Origin of the sequence: Clostridium sp. AF15-41, from assembly GCF_003604095.1 — a bacterium.
GTDB lineage: Bacteria > Bacillota > Clostridia > Lachnospirales > Lachnospiraceae > Coprococcus.
In genome coordinates, this window is record NZ_QTMQ01000018.1 from 17,770 (window position 1) to 40,837 (window position 23,068).

Below are 23,068 nucleotides of genomic sequence, written 5' to 3' on the forward strand. Positions count from 1 at the left end.
AATCGCTTTATTCTGACTATTTTTTATTTTTCCGGCTCTTTTATGTACTTATTCCTTCGGACGAATCACTATTTCGTCAGGATATACCAGACCGAGCTGATTTCTGGCTACTTCCTCAACGTACTTTTTCGTCTTCATATATTCTTCTTTTTCTTCCAGCTTCTTATGTTCATCCTGTGCTTCTTCAATCTGTGCTGAGATCTCTGCTGCCTGAACCTTTAATTCTGCTTTCTGTTCACGAAGCGAGATAGATTTTACTACCACGATCACTGCTAACAGCAGAAGCGAAACAATAATGATCGCTGTACATATCTTTGATTGTTTTCTTCTGGTATTTGTTCTACCCATAATCCATTCCCCTATTGTCAGGCTTCTTTTTTCGATGCATTGTTTTCCTAAAAAAACAGTGTTTTCGAAGTGCATTGACATAATTTTACCTTCTCGAACAAATTATGTCAACAAGCTTTTTTGCCTGGAAAATCACTTTTCTCAACCCCTTTTTCAACTCACACAATATATAGTTTAAGAGTCTGGAAACAGCCCAATTTATAGTAGAAAAATACAGTCCGATTCCAGAAAAAAATCCTAAAAAAATATACAAACGTATCACGCCGCTGTTATAGGTAAATGTCGTCCAAATTACTGTCGCACATAATACCAGCCAAAAAAGGAGATCTATAAAGCCAATCCAAGCGTCTTTTATATTTATCACTTTTTTAAAAGCATTAAATAAGCCTATGATCAATCCTATCCCGGCCCCGAATAATACGCATACTGCAAAGGCTGTTGACTGCTGCTCCAACATCTCTGTCATTATTTGAACAGCCTCTTAATTGAAAATGTTCCGTTCTCTTTATCCGTCATGTAACAGATACAGTCAACCTTACCTGTCAGATCAAGCAGCCCCTTCTCAATATCCAGATTTGTCATATGCATATCTTTTCCGGTTATTTTCATCTTGCCAGCTTCAGTGATCAAAAATACCAGATCCGGCTCAAATGAGATGACCTTCTCCACTCCGGTTATTCTGGCCTCCTTTCTTGCATCCATAATAAGCTTATGCCCGCTCGTAGTATTCTGCGTTTTCTCCATGCTCCACCCTTCCGCCAAAAGCCTTCAGAAGCTTTCTTAAGTCTGTTAGAACAATATATGAAGCTTATTTCTGCAGTAGAACATGTTCTCAATTCCATATCTCAACAAACAGTTCTTCCATCTTGCCGATATTGATAGGTTTTGACAGATGGTCATTCACACTGCTTAAATTATGACGTAATCCTGATATCTGTACCGAGCATATAAAAAAATAATTTTATATTATTTATAATAATAGCTTTGCTGCTTAAGTATCTTCGCGAATGCATAAATCCACATATTTGCCACATACTAACTACAAAGCTAAAACTTAGCAAAAGAGAATGGATCATAACAGAACAGTTAAGACATTCTTACAAAATATGACATTGGAGGAAAATACAAGTATGAGACCCACTGGAATTGTCAGACGTATCGACGATCTTGGCCGGATCGTTGTTCCAAAAGAGATCCGCCGCGTGCTTCGGATCCGGGAAGGCGACCCACTCGAAATCTTTACCGGAAAAGACGGCGAAGTTATCATAAAAAAATATTCCCCGCTTGGAGAGCTTGGAACCTTTGCTCAACAGTATGTGGATTCCATCTCACAGATCCTTGGTTGTCCGGTCTGTGTCGCCGATCGTGATCAGATCATTGCTGTCGCCGGAATGCCCAAGAAAGATCTGGTAGGCAAAGCAATCCACAAAGATCTGGAGGAAGTCATTAACGATCGAGAAAATATTATTGCCCGACATGGCGATACCCGATATGTCAATATCACTTCAGATGATACAGCATATGCAGGTCAGGTAATTCAGACAATCATTTGTGAGGGCGACGCGATCGGTGCAGTCATTGTGTTGAGTAAGGATGACAAAATGCGTTTCGGTGAAACAGAACAAAAAACTGCGATCATTGCTGCTAATTTTCTCGGAAAACAGATGGAGAACTAATTCTGTGTCATTTGCCTTGAAAAGCAGCGAAAAATCTAGGTTTTTCAAGGCAAAATGGCGTTCTAACCTTGACAAATACTGGCATTTTAGGTATAAATATACATGTTGGGGCGTGATCTACGCCAGGAGTTATCCGGTTTAGCTCACCAGGATAATATATTATGAGTATTTTAGGAGGATTTTTTCGATGAACAAGACTGAATTAGTTGCTGCTATGGCAGAAAAGACAGAATTATCAAAGAAAGATGCTGAGAAGGCTTTAAAGGCTTTTACAGACGTTGTAGCTGAAGAATTAAAGAAGGGTGAGAAGGTTCAGTTAGTTGGTTTCGGTACATTCGAAGTTGCTGAAAGAGAAGCAAGAGAAGGTAGAAACCCAAGAACAGGCGAAACAATGACAATCGCTGCTTCTAAGTCTCCAAAATTCAAAGCTGGTAAGGCTTTAAAGGATTCACTTAACTAGTTTTTATAGAATGAATCAAGTACTTAAGGGATGCTGCATCGTATAAATCAGCATCCCTTTTGTTTTTCTGTTTTCCGGAATAATCCGATTGTCTTCTGGTAATACTTCTTACAGATGCAAAAACAGAGCACCACACATTTATCTATGTGGGCTTGTTATATGTACCAACCCATATAAAATACAGGAGGCAATAACTATGGTTTTAAAAGAGAAAGAAAAACAGGCTATCAAGGATCTTCAGACACTGGAACAGGCCTGCATTGACAAATACGGCAAATATGCAGCTCAGGCAAAGGATCCTGTGTTACAGGAATTATTTACCACGCTGAAAAGGAATGAACAGAAGCACTACGACAGTCTGGAGCAGGTTCTGACCGGAACCGTGCCAAGCTGCAACTGCAATGACAGTGATGGCAGAGACTATGACCCAAAAGCTACCTACAGCCAGCTCGGACAGTCTCAGGACAAGAAGGACGATGCCTTTCTTGCAACGGACTGTATCACCAGTGAAAAGCTCGCATCCTCTGAATATAACAGTGATGTATTCATCTTTGGCGACAGTGCAATCCGCAAGCTTCTTGCCGACATCCAGATTGAAGAACAGAATCATGCCGAGATGCTCTTCAAATACAAAACAGCAAACGGGATGGCATAAGACCTCCAACAAAATACTTTTATGACTATATAGAACACTATCATTTAAAATACAAAAGGAGATATACAAATGAGATTAGACAAATATTTAAAGGTTTCAAGACTGATCAAAAGAAGAACCATCGCAAATGAAGCCTGCGATGCCGGACGTGTTATGATAAACGATAAAGTCGCCAAAGCATCCACCGATGTAAAAGTTGGCGACGTTATCGAGATTGGATTCGGCAATAAGACCGTCAAGGTTGAAGTGACAATGATCGCCGACTCCACCAAAAAAGAAGACGCCAAAGAAATGTTCCGGTATTTGTAATGTCTTTCATGACGATATAAAGTCTGCATACCCGGTTGCTATATAAACACATGACTCATTTCGTTTCTACTCGATACACTCGCCCATTTGTCAGCAGTCGCCCAAACTCACCCTTACGGGTTCAGACATGGGCTTGGTGCTGACGGCTAGAGTGTATCTCATCATGAAACTACATGAATGTCATTGTTTATATAGCAGCCGGATACGCAGACTTTATATCTGTATCAAAGACAAAAACAGATAAATTATCTACAACAGCCTGACTATATATTGACATTAGCGAAAATTTCGTTATGAGATGCACATTGCCAGTAAATACGGGTGCCTGTTTGAGTCCGAAGGACGAGTTGGCACAGGAGTATTTACGAATCAGGCATGTGCATCGAATAGAAATTGTGCGAGTCAATTATAGTCAGGCTGTTGTGGATAGTTCATCTGTTTTGTCCGTTTAGTTCGAGGTTTTAATTTCGAGTTCCGGCATAGTGGAGGCAACTTTGGTGTTTGCAGGGATGGACTTCGTTACGAAGGTATTTCCCGCCACTACGGAATTTGCACCAATAATGGTCTCACCACCTAAAATGGTTGTATTTGCATAGATGACTACGTTGTCTTCTATGGTTGGGTGACGTTTTACGCCGGATAGCTGCTGACCTTTTCTGGTCGACAGTGCACCAAGAGTAACTCCCTGATAGATCTTTACATTATTTCCGATATCGGTGGTCTCACCGATAACTATTCCCGTTCCATGATCAATAAAGAAATATTCGCCGATATTTGCACCCGGATTAATATCAATTCCTGTCTCGCCATGCGCATATTCTGTCATGATTCTTGGAATAAACGGCACCTTCATCTGATAGAGCACATGCGCATATCGATATACAAATATCGCAAATAAACCCGGATAAGAGAAGATGATCTCTTCCCTGCTGTTCGCTGCAGGATCTCCATTATATTCTGCTTCTACATCTTTGCACAGCAACGCCTGCACCTCCGGTATCCTTCGGATAAAGCCCAGTGCCTTCTCCTGTGCATCTTCTGTGATCTCCTGATAGGATTTGGCACCGTTTTTATAGCTCAATGCTACCTTGATCTGACGGAACAACTTATCATATAACAACGATAACTTATGTCCTGCAAAATATTTCTTATTAGCATATGCCATATTCTCTCTACCAAAGAAGCCCGGAAATGTTACTTTCCGAAGTTCATCTACAAAATCAATGATCTCATCTTTCTGCGGAAGGCGTTCACCCAGTGAAAGATCAAATAATTTTTGATCTGAATAATTCTTATTTAATTCCTCAGCCATTTCTGCAATGACTGTTTTAACATCATTTTCAAATTCCATTTCAGACTTACTCCATTTCGTTTCCTAATATCAATATATGCGGCAGTCACGATATGTCCTCGGAAATACTGCACAATATACAGCATTAGTATAACATTTCAATGGAAAATGTAAATATTTTTGTTTTTCATTACCGGATTCTTTTTTGAACAGGTCACAGATAAACTTCTCTACAGATTCTCCGCTCTCATATCTTCGATCCTACGGTTTAATTCTTCTAAAAACTGTTTATGTTCCTTTTGCAGGTTTAAAATTCTGGTCTCATACTGCACTCTTTGCTCTGCAAAAGCTACCAGAAGAATACAGATAATTATGACTAATACAACAACTGCTAAGGCTAATGCGACCATCATGCTACCATCTCCCGATGTAGAACATGGATCAGATTTAATTCTTGCTTGCTGAATTGATTGTGAACTTTCAGAATTACGTTCATGATTCTCCCCCCAATTTTCTTTTATTACTTTTGTATTCATTTAAACAGATGCACGCTTCCATCTGCGTACATCTGTTTATACTATACTCAACTTTTCGACATAATGCAACATTTTTTCTACTTAAAATAAGATTTTTCCTGTCGCAGTGCGATTTTAAATTGTTTTATTGCTTTCGAAATAACCGCTTGATCTTACCGGGCAGCCACACAAGGACTTTTCCGATCCGGAAAGACCAGGATGCTCTTATCTTCTGATTCTCCTGTTCAACAGTCCTCAGCTTCTTCCCAAGAGCCTCATTCTTTTTCTTTTGTTCTGTAAGCTGACGTTTAAGATCAGCATTTTTTTCTTTTAATATTTTTTGTTTTTCTTTCAGAGCTTCATTTCTTGCTGTCAATGTTGTCTTTCTATTCTCTGCTTTTTGAAGTTCCTTTTGTGTCCTTTTCAATGTTTCTGACAAATGTTCCTTTTGAGTTACATTTTTCACCTTAAAAAGATATGTCTGATACAGCATAAAGCTTATAAAATCTTCTGTTGAATCCTGTAGCAGATGTTCTAACCATTTCTGATGATACTCTATGCTATAATAGGAATCATCTTCAACCGTTGTAATTCCAAGTTTTTCCAAACCTTCTGTCTTCAAATAAGAAACTAAAGTTTCAAACGCCAGCCAAGTTTTCATATGAGACAAAGTGTAGAAAATCACATCTAATACCCGGTTATCAAAGCTTTGTTTTGGGAACAAACCTTTCCCTTCCAAATACTCTTTCACTGATATCCATGCATATATCGGGTCAAGTGGAGATTCCTGTGCTTTTCCCATCAGACTATCGGACTGACTAATCCTATACCAGACTAGTGGTTTTGTTACAATTGTAATCTTTTCTGCCAGGCAAAGTGTACATGCAGAAAAAAATGCATCATTCGCATGTTTTAGTGCCTGAAAATCCATATTCCATTTATCCACGAAGTCATGTCGATACATTTTATTCCATGCAGCAACTGTAGAAAAAGTCAAAATATATTTCTCATTTGTTTTTATATTGAATGGAATCTCTTCCGGTATTCTCTTTTTATTTACATAATTTTTTCCGGTATAGCCAATACCTATATCTTGTAGATATCTCTTAACACCACATACACATATATCTGCCTGATCCTGTTGGCACTGATCATACATTTTTTCCAATGCATCCGGTTCAAAGAAATCATCGCAATCCCAGAATACCAGATATTCACCTGTTGCATGTGATTTTCCTGTGTTTCTGGCAACACCTGCATACAGATTCTGCTGCCTGTACAACTGAATACGATCATCCTGATCTTTGTATCGATTTAAAATATCCCAAGATGAATCGGTTGAACCATCATCCACACATATGATCTCTATCTCCTGCAATGTCTGATTGCAAATACTGTCCAGACATTGTTCCAGATATTTTTCTCCATTATATACCGGTACGATTACTGATACCTTTATCATAAGAACTCCCTAACTTACTCCTTTATAATATCCGCATACACTCCGTTCACCGCACGAAGCAGGTCATCCGGTTTCAACAAAATCTGTTCTCCCAGTCTTCCACCTGATACGATCATCTGCGGAAGCAGCTTTGCGCTTTCGTGTATAACTGTTTTGTACTGCTTCTTCATTCCGATCGGTGTACAACCGCCTCTGATATAACCGGTCACTTTATTGATATCCTTGACCGGAAGCAGTTCCAGATTCTTTTCTCCTACTACTTTAGCTGCCTTTTTCAGGTCAATCTCCTTATCGATTGGAAGTGCAAATACATAATATGACCGGCTTTTTCCAATCGTTACAATCGTCTTAAAGCTTTCGTCATAACTCTGTCCAAGCAGATCTGCTACATGAACACCATCTATAAATTCATCACACTGATATTGATTCAGCGTATATGGAATCTTCATACGATCCAGAATACGCATAGCATTTGTCTTAGTTTCTTTTCCCATGGTTTCTACCCTATTATGAAAGTACACAATCCTGTATATTTAATACGCGCTCTATACGAGCTGTGAGCGCATTCGCTGTAAACGGTTTACAGATATAATCTTCTGCACCGGCTTCAAAACATTTCGTTTCGGAATATTCATCTGTTACCGCAGTCAGAAAGATTACCGGAATATTCTTATACTCCTGATTTACCTTCAGTCTGGATATCACATCATACCCATCCATTCCGGGCATTTTCAAATCCAGAAGAATAATATCCGGACGTACACGCTCCAGTACGCGGAATGCCTTTTGTCCATCATTTACCGCAGACACATCAAATTTGTCTGCAAGAACACCCTGTATCATATCCAATATCATCTTGTCATCATCTATAACCAAAACTGTCCTTTTCACTAAAGCATCCTCCTAATATCTGTCTCGAGTTTTTCAATCACATCATATGCCTTATCCATATCATAATCTGATATATATGTATGCAGCCTGTCCAGAATGCCAAAATATCCGGTTCCCAATTCTTTTTGGATCACCGGCACTTTAATGTGATATAGCTTTTTCAAATCCTCACATGCCGCCTGTTCCCGGTAATCATAGGCTTCCTGTTTCATTCTGTCGAGTATTATAAGCACTTCTGTTATATCTGTGACTCCTGTAGTTTCTATTGTACCATCTGATTCTATATTCGCAAGCCATTTTTTTATCTGTCTCAAAAGGTCTCTGTATCGATGCATTGTATCCGCATGTTCCCGGTCTATCTCAGTCCATGCCGTTTCTTCATGCCGGCATGCAACCTCCAGTCTCGCAGCCGCTTGAGCCATATCATCCGCTCCTATACTGGCCGAGATTCCTTTCAGGCCATGGATTGCAATCTCGTATGCCTGCAGATCTCTGTTTTTTCTGCCGGCGTCCAGCTTTTGTATACGTTCTTCACTTCCGGTCAAATAGGTCTGTAAAAGATCGATATAGAGTTCCTCGCTATTGCCTATATAAGACAGACCCTTCTCTGCATCAATTCCGGGAATGTTGATCTGTGTTGCCGGAACATCAGATTTATGAGCTTCTGCATCCGTTTTATCACATACTGTAATATACTCATCCGGAAGATTCTCCATCAGAATACGTTCAAATCGTTCCGGATCGATCGGTTTCGAAAGATATCCATTGAAGCCTGCATCCAGATACATCTGTTTCGCATCAGAGAGTGCATTCGCCGTAATGGCGATTGCCGGGATATGCTTGTATTTTCCACCATCCATACCTTTTATCTTCTGGAGCATGATCAGTCCGTCCATCTCAGGCATCATATGGTCAATTAAAAATAACTGATATTCCTGTTTTCTGATCATGGCAAGTCCCTGCTTTGCACTGGTAGTCATATCCATCTGTATTCCGGTTCTTTTAGCAAGCCCTTCTATGATCTTCAGATTTACCTCATTATCATCCACAACAAGAACATGTGCTCGCTCTGCATGAAACATTTCGTGATAAGCTATTTCCGTCTGAATCTGCTTTTTGTATCTTTCCCTGTAGTCACCAACCGGTTCTTCATCTGCAATCTTCTGTGTCAGAGCTACGGTAAATGTTGATCCCTTTCCATATACACTTTGTACTTGTATAGTTCCTCCCATGGCATCAAGAAGGCTTTTTACAATCGGAAGTCCCAGACCGGTTCCTTCTACCGAACGATTCCGTTTCAGATCAAACCGTTCAAATTTCGTAAATAATTTTCCGAGATCCTCATCCCGCATTCCGATACCGGTATCTGCCACCTCTATGAACAGTTTCTGGATAGTATCCTGACTTTCACCCGTGATTCGAAGACTGATACATCCCTTTTCTGTATATTTCACTGCGTTTATCAGAAGATTCATAATGATCTGTTTAATTCGGACTTCATCGCCTTGCAGATACTCATGCATATGTGGTGAAACCGATATGTTAAACTGAAGGTTTTTTTCCATTACCCGTTTCTGGATCGATCGTTCAACATCTTCTATCAGACTGCTCAGGCTGTATCTCTCTATTATGATATCAACCTTTCCGGATTCAATCTTCGACAGATCCAGAATATCACTGATGATCGTAAGCAATGTTTTTCCTGAATTCTTTATATACATTGCATACTCTTTGATATGAGGCTGTCTGCTCTCACGCAAAACCAGTTCATTCATACCAAGTATCGCATTTAAAGGTGTCCGTATCTCATGAGATATATTTGCCAGAAACGCCGACTCACTCTTTGCTGCTTTCTCTGCTTCCTGTGCATTTTGTTTCAATTGGATCTGAAGCCTCTTATTCCAGGCAATTACCACTAACAGCATTAAGCTTCCAAGCAAAATAATTATCATATCCGTTATACAGCCATCAATATCTCTTCCACCTGATGCATCCTGCATATGATCTGACAACAAAGCATACAGATAATAAATCGCTATACTGACCAGCATAAATATATTCAATTCAATCATCTGGTATAACGAAATAATAACCATGGCTGTCAGGAACATTTCCGTCAAACGATTGTGTCCATCCGGCAGAAGTCCATACATGGCAATTATCATAAACAGGCAGCCCGTCATACAGAAGCCATGCGCCTTAACGGATGTTTTTTCGGAACAAGTCACATATATACAGCCGGGAACCGTACAAAATGTTATAATGACAAAACCCGCTCCACTTTCATAACGAAGAAATGCCGTAACAAAAAAACAGATCAGTAACAAATATGTGTAAAATACCATATATTTTAAGCGTTTATCATCTTCCAGTACCGCTCCGGAGGAATATCGATATACTTCAAGCTTCTCTGTTCCTGTCTGATCTTTAGTTCTGTGCAACCGAACAAATAAATTCAGATAGAGCATGAAAAATACGACCAAAACAGTTATAAGAATAACCGCAGATGGTATCGCATTTCTTGCTATAAGCCGATTAATACTATCTTTATTAATAATTGATACTACATACCAATCATTCATGATAGGCTTGACCGATATCCATGATGAAGCCGTCTTATAGGATACAATGTCGCTATTCTGTTCCAATTCTTCATTTATCTTATCTTCATAGGACTGCGTCTTTTCATTTTTCCCGTAATAATCCGTCAGGCTGCTTCCAACCATATCAAAATCAGTGCCGGCCTCAATAATTCCGGATGAATTTACAATATATAAATCGCCAATATCATTTTGCAGCATCTGCAGCATTTCTGACAGATTTTTTATGTCCAGATCTACCCCGACCATGTCTGTTCCGTTTTCCATTGTTCTTCCAATGGTCAATACCTGTTTTCCCGTCTTCATATCGATATATGGCGTTACAAATGTCAGATCTGTTCCATTTGCTATGATCTCCCGATACCAGAGCCGATCCTCTACATGATAATCGGCCGGTGGCATCCACTGCCCACTCAGCATCAATTCTCCATCAATATATCCATATATGCCGAGATAAGATAATCCAAGTCTGTCCTTCAGATATTCTGTCTGCTCAACAAAATATTCCTTCAGCATGGCTTCGTCTTCATTTTTCTCATTCATATATTGAACAGTGAAATAATTTACATTCAGTACATTAACCGCATCCGTTAAGATATTTTCGCAGGAAACAGAAGCATAATCCAGATTACCCTTTATAGTATCATTCACCTGTTCTGTCGTGTTTTTTACTTCTCTTGCACAAAACACAAGAACCACAGCCGCTATAAATATCAGAACAATACTAACATACATAATTAATTTCTGAAATGATCGTTTTTCCATTTTCCATCACCTTCCCCAACACTGATATCCGTTCCTACCCCAAATGTTCTATCAGTTTTTCCAGATTTACGATTCGATCTTCAAATTGCTCATAAAAATCCTTCTGCTCCTCATACCTCGCAATATACATCAGATTCAATATCAGCATACAGATCTGTCTGGTCTGTTCATCCGCTTTTGCTTCATCGTTTGCTGCAGGCAGTTTGCACATATACTCCTGCACTTGTTTCAGAAAATCATGCCAACGATTGATATATTCCGTGTTCTTCTGAAGATCCGGTGTATCGATCCACTTTGACACCTTCACCTTCACCTTTCCCGCACGCTCACACTCATGAATCTGGAGGAAATATTTGAAACCGCTATCCTCATAATATCGTCCAAGAGGGAACAAACGACAGAAGCCCGGACGTGCCGCATGGATACTGCATCTTCCCGCTTCATTCAAAAATGAACATTTCCCATCTACCATCTTGATATTCGGAAGGATCAGTCCATCCACTACGTTCAGTTCGATTGTATCGGCAAGCAGGGCTTCAAAACTTTTTCCTGTCTCCTTCGTCAGACGGTATATATCTAAAGGATCTAAAATAATCGATTCACCCATACCTTCACAACAGGCATGGCACCCCTTACATTCATTACAATATGCTTTTACCATATCATTTGCTTCATACAGACGTCCATCCGATATCTCAATCCAAGCTGCAATTTCTAAGCATGTTCTTTTACCTCACACAATACTCCATATTTTATCTTGATCCGGTCTAATTTCTCCAGAAACGGGCAAGCCATAAGCCAGAGAAATAACACAGTGGCAAATCCCTGTACAACATCAAACGGAAATCCCGTCACATAAGCAGCAATGATCATCTGCAGATTGACCGTCGGCTGCCACATGATCACGGATGCAGGATTCATAATGCCGCCATATATTATAATACAACAAAATCCACCAAATACGCAAAGGGAGAGACGCGTCAGTTGTTCTCCCCGAATCTTTGAATTATTAAAGACAAGCCCGGCGGCAAATCCTACCAGTCCCATCGAAAACATCTGCCATGGTGTCCATGGTCCCTGACCAAATACCATATTCGACACCAGCATCGTGACTGCTCCTGTAATAAATCCGGTTTCGCAGCCAAATGCCACTCCGCTTATGATCACAATTGCTATAACCGGATTAAAATTCGGTATCATAAAAAATGCGGTTCTTCCTACTGCTGCCAGTGCACATAAGACTGCAACCGTTACCAGATCTCTTGCCGATACCTTTCGGGTTTCAAATGCCACTCCAAACGGGATCATCATCTCGATCAAAACCAAAAGCGAGATAAAATAATACTTTCTATCCGACAGTACAGCTTTTCCCATCCAGATCGTAGCTGCGGCTGCCAGAATACAGGCAATCGTTACTATCATATTCTTCCGGCTGATATGGTACCGTTTTCTTCGTTCAATCTCCCTGTCCTGTGCCTTTGCCAGAGGACCCAACAGACAGAGAAAAAGCCCGACCATCAATATAAAGATCACATATATCCCTATATATATAATACCCTCCGATGTCACCCTGCCATCATCGATCAAGCGGGTAAGATCAGACTGGCGAATCGTTATGATAAAGCAGGCCGCCATAACAAGCGTTGTTATCATCAGACCTAATCTGTGTACAAATGCAGCCTTACCTGACACTATGCTCTTGTGCTGTTTATCTTCTATTTGTCCGGATTTCACACCTGACTGTTTATGCTTGCCTGTGTTCTTTTCTGTCTGTTCGGAAGCCTCTATATCTGTTAGCGTTTTATCCGCTTTTTTCCGTGAGGCTCCTGCATCCGTGCCTGACCGATCTGTGTTTTTCCCATACACCGCAAGAACGTCTTTAACCGTAACAGCATGATCCACGATACCTCTGGCAATTCTTGCCGCTGCCGTGGTATAGAATTCATTCCCTGTAAAATATTCCGTTACACCGTTTACAACTGCTGTCTCTCCATCAAAGATCAGGCAGACCTGATCCGCAGTCTGTGCACAGAATTCGATGTCATGACTCACGATCACGATAGTACATCCCTGCATCTGTAATTTTCTGAGGATTTCCGCAAAGGTCTGCTTGAATTCCGCATCCATCCCTTTCGTCGGTTCATCCATCAATATAACATCCGGCATCCCGATCAATACTCTTGCCAGTCCCAGTCGTTGCTGTTCACCACCGGACAGATCATATGGATGACGTTCAAGAAGCTTCGTCAATCCGCAAAGCTCCGTGATTCGATATCTACTACTCTGTCCGGTCTTATCCTGCGCCACCGCACCGTTACTATTTTTTTCAATTCCAAGTTCTCCCCGTACAGTGGATGCCGTAAATAACAGCTTCGGATCCTGCGGAAGCAGTCCGACCTTTTTTCCTTTTCCGATCCGGATTCTGCCCCGATAAGGTATACACGCACCGGCAATTAATGAAAGCAGGGTGGATTTGCCACATCCATTGCTGCCGTTAATTGCAAGGATCTCACCCTCATAGACAGACAGATTAAGTCCATGCAGCACATCGCACGCCATCCGATCATATCGAAAGAATACATCCTTTATCTCTATGATCTTATGCTCGCCCTTATATGCCCGTGTGGTCACTTCGCCAATCTGTTCATGTTCCCGGTCATATCGGATAAGCCAGTTTCTTCCATCTGTAACAGTCACCGGAACCTGTTCTTTTTCCTGTAAACCAAGTGCGATCCTGCATGCCGCAGGAAGCTCGATAGATGGTTCTGTCTCATACAGAGTATGCACCCCTTCCTGTATCGTTCCATCATATAAGACCATTCCATGATCAAGCAGTATAAAACGGTCACACATCGCCCACAGCTCTTCCAGTCTGTGCTCCGTAATAATGATCGTAATTCCAAGCTCCTTATTGATCCGTTCCAGGCATCGGAAGAAATCACGCGCCGCCATCGGATCCAATTGACTGGCCGGTTCATCCAGAATCACTACATCAGGTGACAGCGCAAGCACAGATGCAAGGTTCACTAACTGCTTCTGTCCACCGGACAGCTCATTTACTTTTTTATGAAAAATTGAATTCAATCCAAAAAAAGAACACATCTCTGCAACACGTTTTCGGATTGCCTCTGTCGGAAGTCCCAGACTCTCCAGTCCAAATGCAAGCTCATGCCAGACCTTGTCCGTCACCAGCTGCGCATCCACATCCTGCATGACGAATCCTATCTTCTGCGTCTGCATTTTCTCATCCATCTGAGAAAACTCCTGCCCCGCAAAGGTAATTGCTCCCTCTCTTTTTCCTCTCGGTGTCAGCACAGGTTTCAACTGTCTGAGCAATGTGGTTTTTCCACTCCCGGAACCGCCTGCAACCACAACGAATTCTCCCTGTTCGATCGTAATATTTATATCATTTAAACAGGGATCAAGATATATATCGTCACGCTCTGATATGATATCAGGATATGCAAATGTCAGACCTTTTATCTCATACAAACTCATATTCTTCTCCAATAAGTATTACCGGCTGCCTACTGCCGCCTCAATAGTATCTCCCGACTGCATCACACGGCATCTTTTCTTCCACATCAATACCTCTGCTATATGCATACCGGTCGGCCATACTGCCAGAACCAGATAACTTCCAAATGCAACTTTCGACCGGATATTCCATGCCGCCACAGCCACATACGGATAATACCGCATCGCCATCTGCCCCGATAAGAACCCTGCCAATGTCATACCTGCAAGGGTCAATATTCCTGCCAGACAGACCGCATCCCGCCTGTGAAAACGGAACAGAGAAAAGGCCGTACGTCTTCCGATTCCATATCCCCGGCTGCGCATACTGTCTCCGGTAATGACCGCACGTTCAAGTGCCCAGGTCGTCGCAGATGAAATTACCCGCATACCTGTCCTTATACGTTTAAAATATCTACCTTCTACTATAAATCCTGCACATTTCTGTGCCTGATATACCTGACGGATCCTTGCTCCAAACTCCGGGAAAAATTTCAATGCCATAGATATGACCAAAGACAGGTATGGTGCAAATCTTCCAAATAAATAGATCATCTTATCCGATGTCAGCACACGATTAAGAGACGCAAACCAACAAAGCACAGTCACAAGCATCCCTGCTGCCGCAAGTCCATACAGTATGGATTCCAGCGTCAATGCATTTCCTGTCGGAAAATACCATAATACCGTAACTCCCTGATGACTGAATGCCGGATTGATCAGTGCCGTAAGAATTATGACCGGTATCATGTATCGTAGATTCCGCAAAACCGCTTTTCTTCCACCAAGGCAGACCGAATATGCAAATGCTCCCATAAATGCTATCATCAGACACACCGGATGTAATGACATCATTCCAAATGCGATCACACTGACAAAATATATGAAATTAACGATTGGATGACAATCTGCAAATGCATCCTGATTTTCTTTTCCCACTGATATCTCCTGTTTTATCAAATTCTGTCCTATTAACCTCTGCCTTATTAATCTCTGTCGTCCGAAGCCGATACTTCCTGTATTCCCTATTCAAAATATGGGTTTCCGACATCCGCACCCAGATCACAGGTGTACTTCCATTCTATCTTATCCCCATCCTTCAGGACATATTTTGAGCATCCAAATGCAGGAAACTTCCCATTTACGCAGTATTCCCAGCCTGACAGCTCGCCACAGTCAAACTCATAAAGATTATTGATTCCCTCTATATAATAGCTTCCGTACAATGCCGTAAATGAATATTCCATCTGAATGGCTCTTGTCCGGGTCACATTCTTTAACACATCGAAAACTGTCTGTCCCTTCTTAAATTCAACCGTCATCTCACGAAGGATCCAGCCATCCGAAGGAACACAGGATGCCTTCGTCTTATCAAAGATATCCCAGTTCGATAAAATATTACTGCAATTAATTGATATGGTACAAGTATATACAGTGTCTTCCGACGGCTGCTCCGTGGTGGTCGGTGACTGTACTCCCGGCTGCTCCGTAGTTGGTACCTCTGTATCCGGCTGCTCCGTCGGTCCGCTCTGTTCTGTTCCTGAACCATCTTTTTTCGATGAACCGCCGCCATTTGACGGAGTCTTATTGTCCGTACTCTGCGATGAATCTGTCCCCGGATCCTCCGATACATCCGTATCTCCATTTTTATGCTCCTGCGTCGTGGCGGAATAATCCGGAGTTACGATTCCGGACTTGTCCTTTTCTGAGCCCTTATCGTCTTTTTTCGTATCCCTTTTACTATGATTTTTCTTTATTGAACCCTGTCCTGACGACGATGAGTCATCCCATTTTGCATCATCCGATATTTCCGCTTCAGCATCTTCTGTATCTGAAGCTTCCCCGGAAACCGCTTCCTGTGTCGTACTCTCTGTATTTTCAGAAGTCGTTCCCGGCCTTCCAAATCCCCTGGAGCCGGGTGCATTTCCTCCATACCAGTACGCACCGACAAGTATAAGCAGTACAACCAGAATTCCTATTATCTTTTTCAGATGTTTCTTAATCCACGCCATATCTTATCTTCTTACTCCAGCTGCTGTAATATTTCTTACCCTTCACCGTCTTATATGCCCGCACTGTTATATAATACCGTTTTCCTCGTTTCAGACCGGTCAGTTTTTTTGTCATCGTCTTTCCTGATCTGACCATTACTGTCTTTGCTCCGCTAAATGAAGATTTCAAGCTGTACCTGATCTGATATCCGCTCGCCTTACTGTTCTTCTTCCATGACACAGACAGCTTCCTTTTTCCTGCCTTTGCTGCCTTTGCAGTAACCGCAGTCACGCGGCATGCCGCCTTTGTATTCGCATTTTTACCCTGCAGACCTGCAGTATAGGCGCATACCTTATAAGAATATGTCGTACCGTTTTTTGCACCGGTATCCACATAAGAAGTCTTTGCACCGGAAACGGTTTTATATTTCTTATATGCCCCGGAACCTGCCTTACGATATAAGATATACTTGTCTGCTCCTGTTACCTTCTTCCATGTTACAGTCAGACCTTTTTTGGCATTTGTGACGGATTTCACAGATGCCTTTGCCGGATAAACAGACACTGTCTTCGATACCATTCCCTTATACATTCCTGTTCCTGATATCTGAACAGTCGCCTTTCCCGGCTTCGTATTATTCTTATATGTCACTGTATAATCTGTTCCTGCAGTCAGTTCTTTTGATATTCCATCAATTCCTGTCATGCTGACAGTGACGGCAGGCGTTATCGCCTTGCCTGCATATGTGTATGTCGTCCGGGGAATCTTCACCTGACAATCCGCAAGATCCATGACACGAGCATCCACCGCATCTGTCATATTGTATAAAGTATTTTTATTATTCTTATATCTGTCATAGGATACCAGCGCATAAAATGCCTGTTCTGTCGCCATCTGATTGCCACCATCGGAAGCCACATGCTCAAATGCACCTTTTCCCGTCAGATAAAACTGCTCTAAACCATCCAGTACGGAATGTCCGTTTTTTATAAAACGAACATCTGTATCACCATCCAAGCCCAAACTGGATAAGGCAACCAGTACCTGTGCCGTACTCTCTGCATTTTTCGTTCCCCAGCTGCTGTATGTTCCATCTTCATTCTGTATCTCTGACAGCACACGGATTCCACGGTTTACAGCTTCTGTCACCTGACCGCGTACCTGTTCGCTAACATCTGTACTTCCCTTATAATATGGAGCAAGTGCCTGCAATGCCATCGCTGTGACATCCGGGTCCGGTGATGTACCCGACAGACAAAAGCCGCCATTCTTCAGTTCATTATTCAGAATATAAGTAACCAGTTTCTCTCTTGTCACCTGTGTCTTAGCTGTTCCCGATGCAAGCGGTTTGATCTCATAATTACCCGAATCAAGTGCGATCAATGCAAATATCGGTCCATTGATTCCCTGTTTTTTTACATATGTCATATCTGACAGCGCACCGGTCAGATCATATCCCTCTATATCAGATGCATCAAGCCCCATAGATGTAAGGGCGAGAATAGCACGGGAATTCTCCGTGCTCTTTCTGCTATCCAGCTTCAACGGCACAATCTTTTCATTTCCACCTGTCGTTGTTCCGGTCGTTGATCCACCGGCAGATTCCTGCATTGCTTCTGCCGTCTTTTTCAATATATCCATCAGATTATTATAATAAGCGCGATACCATGGCGCATTCTTCATACCATAGCGGCATTCTCCGATTACAGCCCACTCGCCGCCGATTGAAGCATTTGCAGGTCCATACCAGTCTACGATGGAAGTTCCGCCTGTTTCATCTGCCACTTCCACCTTATAGGTTGTGAGCTTTTTCTCAATAGCAACAGAAGTCTCCTCCAAAATCGTCTTATAATCAATGGAAGCATCCGAAGCTGCCTCTACCTGATTAAACCCCGCGATCACACCTGTGCCTGCCTGTTTGCCAGTTCCGCCCAATGTGCCATTCGCAGCAATCTGCCCAAACAGCGAAACAGTCATCACCGTTACCAATATATAACTAACTATTTTTGTCCAACGCCATCTATACATTTTCTCTCTGTTTTCCTTCATCTTTCTTACCTCATACCATTTCATAAAGATATAAATCATGCCCTACAGCCATAATCTTCATAATCTTTCTTAACAATCTCATTCATAATGCTCATACATAATACCTGATTTCGCACAGAAATCCCTTATATCAAGCCTATACTAGCAATTATAAAACAATGTGTCAACAGAGAGGATCTGGCAGGGGAACACTAATACAAATGTCGACATAAAAAACACCCACACCGGGATCAGATATTTCTTTTAGCAGACCTTTTCTCACGTCGGTCCTTAATGAACCGCTCCGCGGTGAATTTAGTACCGCTACGTGAGAAATAGAACGAAAGTGTTCTGCATAAAGAAATGATCTGATCATGGTGTGAGTGTTTTACAGTACTGCTCAGCAATATAAAATTACACAATATAACAAAAGAGGATAGTCAATATCCGTTTTACAGACCTTGTCTCACGTCGGTCCTTAATGAATCGCCCCTGCGGTGAATTTAGTACCGTTACGTGAGACACGAACGCAAGTATGCTGTAAAATGGATATTGACTATCCCCTTGTTATATTGTGTAATTTACGCATTCTCTTCAGCCTGCTGCTTCATGAGTTCCTTGAAGAACGCATCCTTCTCCGGATAACGTTTCCGCATGAACACCGGCTTGTTCTTCTCATCCAACAAACAATGGCAGGATGTGCCGACGCACCGAAGCTCTCCGGTCTTCTTGTCATGTACTTCATAGGAAAATCCAATACGGATGCCTGTGTACTCTGCAAGCTTTACATAGATCACAACGTTATCTCCATATCTGGACATGGTCTTATATTCCGCTGATACTGACAATACCGGAATAATAATATTGTCGTCCTCGATGGTCTTGTAATCCCATCCAACTTGCTTCATCCAGTCCAGTCTCGCTTCCTCAAACCATCTGATATAGTTGGAATGATGAACGATTCCCATTCTGTCAGTTTCATAGTAATAAACCATACGCTCATATGGCTTAATTTCCATATCTATCATTTTATGAACATCTCCATTTCCTGCCTGCTTCTCACAGGCTGTGTCATTTCATCTGTCTCGGCAGATGATCGTCCGTACTTATTTCCAGTCTTTCTCTTTGATCTCTACACGTCTTACCTTACCACTGATCGTCTTTGGCATCTCATCGACAAATTCGATCACACGAGGACGTTTGTAGCTCGCCATATTCTCCTTGAAATAACGCTTCAGCTCTTTCTTCAGATTATCATCGCCAACCGTTCCTTCTGTCAGAACGATCGTTGCCTTGATCGCCTGTCCTCTGGTTCCATCCGGTATAGCTGTAACTGCACATTCCAGAACATATGGAATCTTCATAATCTCATTTTCAATCTCAAAAGGTCCAACACGGTATCCGGCAACCTTGATGATATCATCCACACGGCCTACGAACCAGAAATATCCATCCTTGTCCATATATGCGGTATCACCCATGTGGTAATAACCATCGTGCTTAACTTCTTTTGTCATTTCCTCATTATTATTATAAGTAGAGAACAGACCATATGGCTCGCCATCTGCAATCTTAATAACGATCTCTCCGGTCTCATCTACATCAGCAAGTGTTCCGTCCGGTCTCATAATGTGAACATCATAGAGTGGGCTTGCCTTACCCATGGAACCCGGTCTCGGTGTTGTATTTTTCAGATTTCCGATCGCAAGTGTAGTCTCTGTCTGACCAAAGCCTTCAAAGATCGTAAATCCTGTCATCTCTTTGAATTTATAGAACACTTCCGGATTCAGGGCTTCTCCTGCGGTTGTGCAGTAAGTCAGTGCGGAAAGGTCGTATTTGCTCAGATCCATCTTAACAAGGATTCTGTAAAGGGTTGGTGGCGCACAGAAGGTTGTGATCTTGTACTGTTCTACAAGCTTCATGATATTGTCTGCACTGAATACATCAAAATCATAAACAAAGATACAGGTCTCGCATAACCACTGACCATAGAGCTTGCCCCAGAGAGCCTTACCCCAGCCGGTATCGGATACTGTAAAATGAATACCATCCGTCTTTACGTTATGCCAATATCTTGCTGTAATATAATGTCCAAGTGCATACAGATGATTATGTGCTACCATCTTTGGATGCTTGGTTGTTCCTGATGTGAACATGATGATCATGGTATCATGTGCATAGACTGTATCTTCCCCAGTCGGACGTGCAAATTCTTTGCTGAATGAAAGGATATCTTTATCAAATGGATGGAAATGCTCTCTCTCACCATTTACGATAACCTTGATCACCTTATCATCCGGATCGATGGCTGCCATTGCATCCGGAATCTTGTCATCAGCTGTACATATAACAGCCTTTACATTTGCAGCTTCGATTCTGTATCTGTAGTCTTCTACTTTTAAGATATTGGTTGCAGGAATTGCTACTGCTCCGATCTTGTGAAGTGCAAGGATCGTAAACCAGAACTGATAATGGCGCTTTAATACAAGCAGCACTCTGTCGCCCTTCTTGATACCAAGGCTCTTATAATAATTTGCTGCCATATTGGAATACTCTTTGATCTCTTTAAATGTAAACTTCTTTTCTTCCTTATCTCTGGACACATAGATCAATGCTGTCTTATCCGGTGTCTTTTCTGCTAATGCATCCACTACATCAAATGCAAAATTAAAGGTCTCATCATTTGTAAATTCAATCTTGCTTAATACACCATTCTCATCAAATGCTGTCTTAACAAACTTTCCGGCAATTCCTTCTTCCGGCTTTAATTCTGTTATCATACTGTCTGTTCCTCCGTAAAATAATGATCTATATAATGAAAATGTGTTTTCTTTTTTCACGTTTTTGCAACTTCGTTCTCGGTTTTTCCAGACTTTATTCCAAGTTTTTCGTTAACTTCAAACGTAGTTTTAAAAACCACTTTACCTATAGTACCATATTTCACTTATCTGTCAACAGTTTTTTGCAGTTCATTTTTACAAAAAACGGGGGAATTATAACTACAACCAGCTAATTATATATTGACTTACGTCGATTTCTATTCGCTGCATATGCCTGATTCGTAAATACTCCTGTGCCAACTCGTCCTTCGGACTCAAACAGGCACTCGTATTTACTGGCACTATGCATCTCATTACGAAATCTTTGGTAATGTCAATATATAATTAGCTGGTTGCAGTTATATTCCACCTTTATTATAATTTAGAAATACCGCAGATAGATGCAGACCATCGAGATCAGAATAACGATAACGGATGCCGGAGCCGATACCTTACAATATTTGCCCCAAGAGATCGGATGACCTTCTTTTGCCGCGATCGACATTCCGACAACATTTGCCGATGCCCCGATCGGAGTCGCACTTCCACCGATATCTGTACCCATTGCCAGTGTCCATGCAAGAACCGAGAGATCCACACCTGTCGATGCTGCCAGAGTCTTGATAACCGGGATCATGGTTGCGGCAAATGGAATATTATCTACAAATGCACTTGCGATCGCGGATACCCAGATAATAATGGCTATCATTACCTTGGCATTTCCATGGCTTACCTTCCCGATAAATCCGGCTGCCAGTTCCAGAATACCGGTCTGCTCCAGACCGCCGACTACTACAAACAGACCAATAAAGAAAAGGATCGTCTTATAATCTACATTTTTTAAAATATGTCCGATATTCTTTCCTGATGTCAGAAGAACCAGTATTGCTATAAACAGGCCGATAAATGCAACTGTCAGTCCGGTCTGTGCATGTGTGATAAGTAAGGCAACCGCACATAAAAAGATCACGCAGCTAATGGCAAATGCCCGTTTATCCGTGATCGCAGATACCGGTGATGGATGATCTTTCTCCGAAGTCTGTGACGCCGAAGATGTTGTGAGTTCTTTCCTGAAACAAAAATAAAAGTAAAAAATAATAACCACCAGTGAAAGTACCGCCATCAGGCCGGTATTTGTAATAAAATCAGAGAACGAATACCGAAGGGATGTTCCGACAATGATATTTGGAGGATCCCCACACATTGTTGCAGATCCACCCAGATTTGCACAGAAGATCTCAGACAGGATCAGCGGAATCGGATTAAAGTCCAGAAGCTGCGCCAGTTCCACTGTAACTGCTGCTAAGAACAGGATAACCGTGATACTGTCAATGAACATAGCAAGGACAAATGACATGATCATGAATGTAATAAATATCGGAATGACTCTATACCGAACCGCTTTCGCGATCGTCATACATAGCCAGCGAAAGAAACCCGCCTTTGCCATACCTTCTACCATAACCATCATTCCCGCAAGAAAGATAATCGTGGCCCAGTTGATACCACTCGTACTCTCGGAGGAGGCTCCTGCCTCATACCAGAACGAAAGCGTAAAAATGTTTCTGATATTTAATGTTTCAAGTACCGCATTCATGCTGTGCATTGCTACGCCAAATACCAGAACAAGTGTTGCCAATCCACATACCAATGTGATAACATGACGCTCAAATTTTTCGGATATGATCAATCCGAACATAACTACAAAAATGGCAAGTGCCAAAATCTGTGCTACCATGCG

At 41.7% G+C, this 23,068-nt stretch carries 21 protein-coding genes; 4 read left to right on the forward strand and 17 right to left on the reverse strand.

Annotated features, from left to right (window positions below; genetic code table 11):
- Nucleotides 1–48: 48 nt before the first annotated feature.
- The 3 genes from DWW43_RS11055 to DWW43_RS11065 all read right to left on the reverse strand — a co-directional run bounded on the left by DWW43_RS11055 (nucleotide 49) and on the right by DWW43_RS11065 (nucleotide 1,092).
- Nucleotides 49–348, reverse strand: coding sequence for a septum formation initiator family protein (locus DWW43_RS11055; protein ID WP_008402557.1), 300 nt, complete (start codon nucleotides 346–348; stop codon nucleotides 49–51).
- 85 nt (nucleotides 349–433) lie between these two features.
- The gene (yabQ, locus tag DWW43_RS11060) at nucleotides 434–814 is read right to left on the reverse strand and encodes a spore cortex biosynthesis protein YabQ (RefSeq protein ID WP_119963591.1); all 381 of its coding nucleotides are present in this window, start codon (nucleotides 812–814) and stop codon (nucleotides 434–436) included.
- Nucleotides 814–1,092 carry a YabP/YqfC family sporulation protein gene (locus DWW43_RS11065; protein ID WP_008402555.1) on the reverse strand — a complete coding sequence of 93 codons (279 nt, stop codon included), beginning with the start codon at nucleotides 1,090–1,092 and terminating at the stop codon, nucleotides 814–816. Before DWW43_RS11065 ends, yabQ begins: the two co-directional genes overlap by 1 nt.
- A 386-nt stretch (nucleotides 1,093–1,478) precedes the next feature.
- Between DWW43_RS11065 and spoVT the strand changes: the two genes are divergently transcribed.
- From spoVT to DWW43_RS11085, 4 genes are all read left to right on the forward strand, one after another.
- Nucleotides 1,479–2,024 carry a stage V sporulation protein T gene (gene spoVT, locus DWW43_RS11070; protein ID WP_044946001.1) on the forward strand — a complete coding sequence of 182 codons (546 nt, stop codon included), beginning with the start codon at nucleotides 1,479–1,481 and terminating at the stop codon, nucleotides 2,022–2,024.
- A 187-nt stretch (nucleotides 2,025–2,211) separates the two neighbouring features.
- A complete protein-coding gene (locus tag DWW43_RS11075) occupies nucleotides 2,212–2,484 on the forward strand; it encodes an HU family DNA-binding protein (RefSeq protein WP_008402552.1) in 273 nt (90 codons plus the stop codon).
- Nucleotides 2,485–2,680: 196 nt separating this feature from the next.
- On the forward strand, nucleotides 2,681–3,139 hold the full coding sequence (locus DWW43_RS11080) for a ferritin-like domain-containing protein (protein ID WP_044945999.1): 459 nt from the start codon (nucleotides 2,681–2,683) through the stop codon (nucleotides 3,137–3,139).
- A 69-nt stretch (nucleotides 3,140–3,208) separates the two neighbouring features.
- Entirely contained in the window at nucleotides 3,209–3,448 is a 240-nt protein-coding gene (locus DWW43_RS11085; RefSeq protein WP_008402549.1) for an RNA-binding S4 domain-containing protein, read from the forward strand.
- Between the two features lie 448 nt (nucleotides 3,449–3,896).
- Here the strand turns inward: DWW43_RS11085 and epsC are convergent, their stop codons facing one another.
- From epsC to DWW43_RS11155, 14 genes are all read right to left on the reverse strand, one after another.
- Nucleotides 3,897–4,799 carry a serine O-acetyltransferase EpsC gene (gene epsC / locus DWW43_RS11090; protein WP_119963592.1) on the reverse strand — a complete coding sequence of 301 codons (903 nt, stop codon included), beginning with the start codon at nucleotides 4,797–4,799 and terminating at the stop codon, nucleotides 3,897–3,899.
- 170 nt (nucleotides 4,800–4,969) lie between these two features.
- The gene (locus tag DWW43_RS12035) at nucleotides 4,970–5,152 is read right to left on the reverse strand and encodes a hypothetical protein (protein WP_044945996.1); all 183 of its coding nucleotides are present in this window, start codon (nucleotides 5,150–5,152) and stop codon (nucleotides 4,970–4,972) included.
- Nucleotides 5,153–5,399: 247 nt separating this feature from the next.
- Nucleotides 5,400–6,716 carry a glycosyltransferase gene (locus DWW43_RS11100; protein WP_119963594.1) on the reverse strand — a complete coding sequence of 439 codons (1,317 nt, stop codon included), beginning with the start codon at nucleotides 6,714–6,716 and terminating at the stop codon, nucleotides 5,400–5,402.
- Between the two features lie 14 nt (nucleotides 6,717–6,730).
- The gene (gene ybaK, locus DWW43_RS11105; protein ID WP_119963595.1) at nucleotides 6,731–7,210 is read right to left on the reverse strand and encodes a Cys-tRNA(Pro) deacylase; all 480 of its coding nucleotides are present in this window, start codon (nucleotides 7,208–7,210) and stop codon (nucleotides 6,731–6,733) included.
- 13 nt (nucleotides 7,211–7,223) lie between these two features.
- Entirely contained in the window at nucleotides 7,224–7,607 is a 384-nt protein-coding gene (locus DWW43_RS11110; RefSeq protein ID WP_119963596.1) for a response regulator, read from the reverse strand.
- Complete coding sequence (locus DWW43_RS11115) at nucleotides 7,607–10,972, reverse strand: hybrid sensor histidine kinase/response regulator (protein WP_119963597.1); 3,366 nt, start codon at nucleotides 10,970–10,972, stop codon at nucleotides 7,607–7,609. The genes DWW43_RS11110 and DWW43_RS11115 overlap by 1 nt, the downstream gene beginning before the upstream one ends.
- Before the next feature lie 34 nt (nucleotides 10,973–11,006).
- Complete coding sequence (locus DWW43_RS11120; protein ID WP_119963598.1) at nucleotides 11,007–11,633, reverse strand: YkgJ family cysteine cluster protein; 627 nt, start codon at nucleotides 11,631–11,633, stop codon at nucleotides 11,007–11,009.
- Between the two features lie 53 nt (nucleotides 11,634–11,686).
- Nucleotides 11,687–14,470, reverse strand: a complete 2,784-nt coding sequence (locus tag DWW43_RS12205; RefSeq protein ID WP_119963599.1) for an ECF transporter S component — start codon at nucleotides 14,468–14,470, stop codon at nucleotides 11,687–11,689.
- An 18-nt stretch (nucleotides 14,471–14,488) separates the two neighbouring features.
- Nucleotides 14,489–15,427: an energy-coupling factor transporter transmembrane component T gene (locus DWW43_RS11130; RefSeq protein WP_243104479.1), complete on the reverse strand. Its 939-nt coding sequence runs from the start codon at nucleotides 15,425–15,427 to the stop codon at nucleotides 14,489–14,491.
- A gap of 86 nt (nucleotides 15,428–15,513) precedes the next feature.
- Complete coding sequence (locus DWW43_RS11135; RefSeq protein WP_119963601.1) at nucleotides 15,514–16,500, reverse strand: DUF4430 domain-containing protein; 987 nt, start codon at nucleotides 16,498–16,500, stop codon at nucleotides 15,514–15,516.
- Nucleotides 16,487–18,529 (reverse strand): fibronectin type III domain-containing protein, encoded by a 2,043-nt coding sequence (locus tag DWW43_RS11140; protein ID WP_165853068.1) that lies wholly within the window; start codon nucleotides 18,527–18,529, stop codon nucleotides 16,487–16,489. The genes DWW43_RS11135 and DWW43_RS11140 overlap by 14 nt, the downstream gene beginning before the upstream one ends.
- A 560-nt stretch (nucleotides 18,530–19,089) precedes the next feature.
- Nucleotides 19,090–19,536: a thioesterase family protein gene (locus DWW43_RS11145; RefSeq protein WP_119963603.1), complete on the reverse strand. Its 447-nt coding sequence runs from the start codon at nucleotides 19,534–19,536 to the stop codon at nucleotides 19,090–19,092.
- 78 nt (nucleotides 19,537–19,614) lie between these two features.
- Nucleotides 19,615–21,288 (reverse strand): AMP-binding protein, encoded by a 1,674-nt coding sequence (locus DWW43_RS11150; protein WP_119963604.1) that lies wholly within the window; start codon nucleotides 21,286–21,288, stop codon nucleotides 19,615–19,617.
- A 421-nt stretch (nucleotides 21,289–21,709) separates the two neighbouring features.
- The gene (locus DWW43_RS11155) at nucleotides 21,710–23,065 is read right to left on the reverse strand and encodes an ArsB/NhaD family transporter (RefSeq protein ID WP_207666012.1); all 1,356 of its coding nucleotides are present in this window, start codon (nucleotides 23,063–23,065) and stop codon (nucleotides 21,710–21,712) included.
- Nucleotides 23,066–23,068: the final 3 nt, after the last annotated feature.

What these genes read in the sequence shown, in the direction of transcription:
- DWW43_RS12205 (WP_119963599.1), bottom strand. Translation starts at nt 14,470, where the DNA reads ATGAGTTTGTATGAGATAAAAGGTCTGACATTTGCATATCCTGATATC.
- DWW43_RS11155 (WP_207666012.1), bottom strand. Translation starts at nt 23,065, where the DNA reads ATGGTAGCACAGATTTTGGCACTTGCCATTTTTGTAGTTATGTTCGGA.
- epsC (WP_119963592.1), bottom strand. Translation starts at nt 4,799, where the DNA reads ATGGAATTTGAAAATGATGTTAAAACAGTCATTGCAGAAATGGCTGAG.
- DWW43_RS11135 (WP_119963601.1), bottom strand. Translation starts at nt 16,500, where the DNA reads ATGGCGTGGATTAAGAAACATCTGAAAAAGATAATAGGAATTCTGGTT.
- DWW43_RS11055 (WP_008402557.1), bottom strand. Translation starts at nt 348, where the DNA reads ATGGGTAGAACAAATACCAGAAGAAAACAATCAAAGATATGTACAGCG.
- DWW43_RS12035 (WP_044945996.1), bottom strand. Translation starts at nt 5,152, where the DNA reads ATGATGGTCGCATTAGCCTTAGCAGTTGTTGTATTAGTCATAATTATC.
- DWW43_RS11150 (WP_119963604.1), bottom strand. Translation starts at nt 21,288, where the DNA reads ATGATAACAGAATTAAAGCCGGAAGAAGGAATTGCCGGAAAGTTTGTT.
- DWW43_RS11140 (WP_165853068.1), bottom strand. Translation starts at nt 18,529, where the DNA reads ATGAAGGAAAACAGAGAGAAAATGTATAGATGGCGTTGGACAAAAATA.
- DWW43_RS11075 (WP_008402552.1), top strand. Translation starts at nt 2,212, where the DNA reads ATGAACAAGACTGAATTAGTTGCTGCTATGGCAGAAAAGACAGAATTA.
- DWW43_RS11145 (WP_119963603.1), bottom strand. Translation starts at nt 19,536, where the DNA reads ATGATAGATATGGAAATTAAGCCATATGAGCGTATGGTTTATTACTAT.
- spoVT (WP_044946001.1), top strand. Translation starts at nt 1,479, where the DNA reads ATGAGACCCACTGGAATTGTCAGACGTATCGACGATCTTGGCCGGATC.
- yabQ (WP_119963591.1), bottom strand. Translation starts at nt 814, where the DNA reads ATGACAGAGATGTTGGAGCAGCAGTCAACAGCCTTTGCAGTATGCGTA.
- ybaK (WP_119963595.1), bottom strand. Translation starts at nt 7,210, where the DNA reads ATGGGAAAAGAAACTAAGACAAATGCTATGCGTATTCTGGATCGTATG.
- DWW43_RS11065 (WP_008402555.1), bottom strand. Translation starts at nt 1,092, where the DNA reads ATGGAGAAAACGCAGAATACTACGAGCGGGCATAAGCTTATTATGGAT.
- DWW43_RS11100 (WP_119963594.1), bottom strand. Translation starts at nt 6,716, where the DNA reads ATGATAAAGGTATCAGTAATCGTACCGGTATATAATGGAGAAAAATAT.
- DWW43_RS11085 (WP_008402549.1), top strand. Translation starts at nt 3,209, where the DNA reads ATGAGATTAGACAAATATTTAAAGGTTTCAAGACTGATCAAAAGAAGA.
- DWW43_RS11080 (WP_044945999.1), top strand. Translation starts at nt 2,681, where the DNA reads ATGGTTTTAAAAGAGAAAGAAAAACAGGCTATCAAGGATCTTCAGACA.
- DWW43_RS11120 (WP_119963598.1), bottom strand. Translation starts at nt 11,633, where the DNA reads ATGGTAAAAGCATATTGTAATGAATGTAAGGGGTGCCATGCCTGTTGT.
- DWW43_RS11115 (WP_119963597.1), bottom strand. Translation starts at nt 10,972, where the DNA reads ATGGAAAAACGATCATTTCAGAAATTAATTATGTATGTTAGTATTGTT.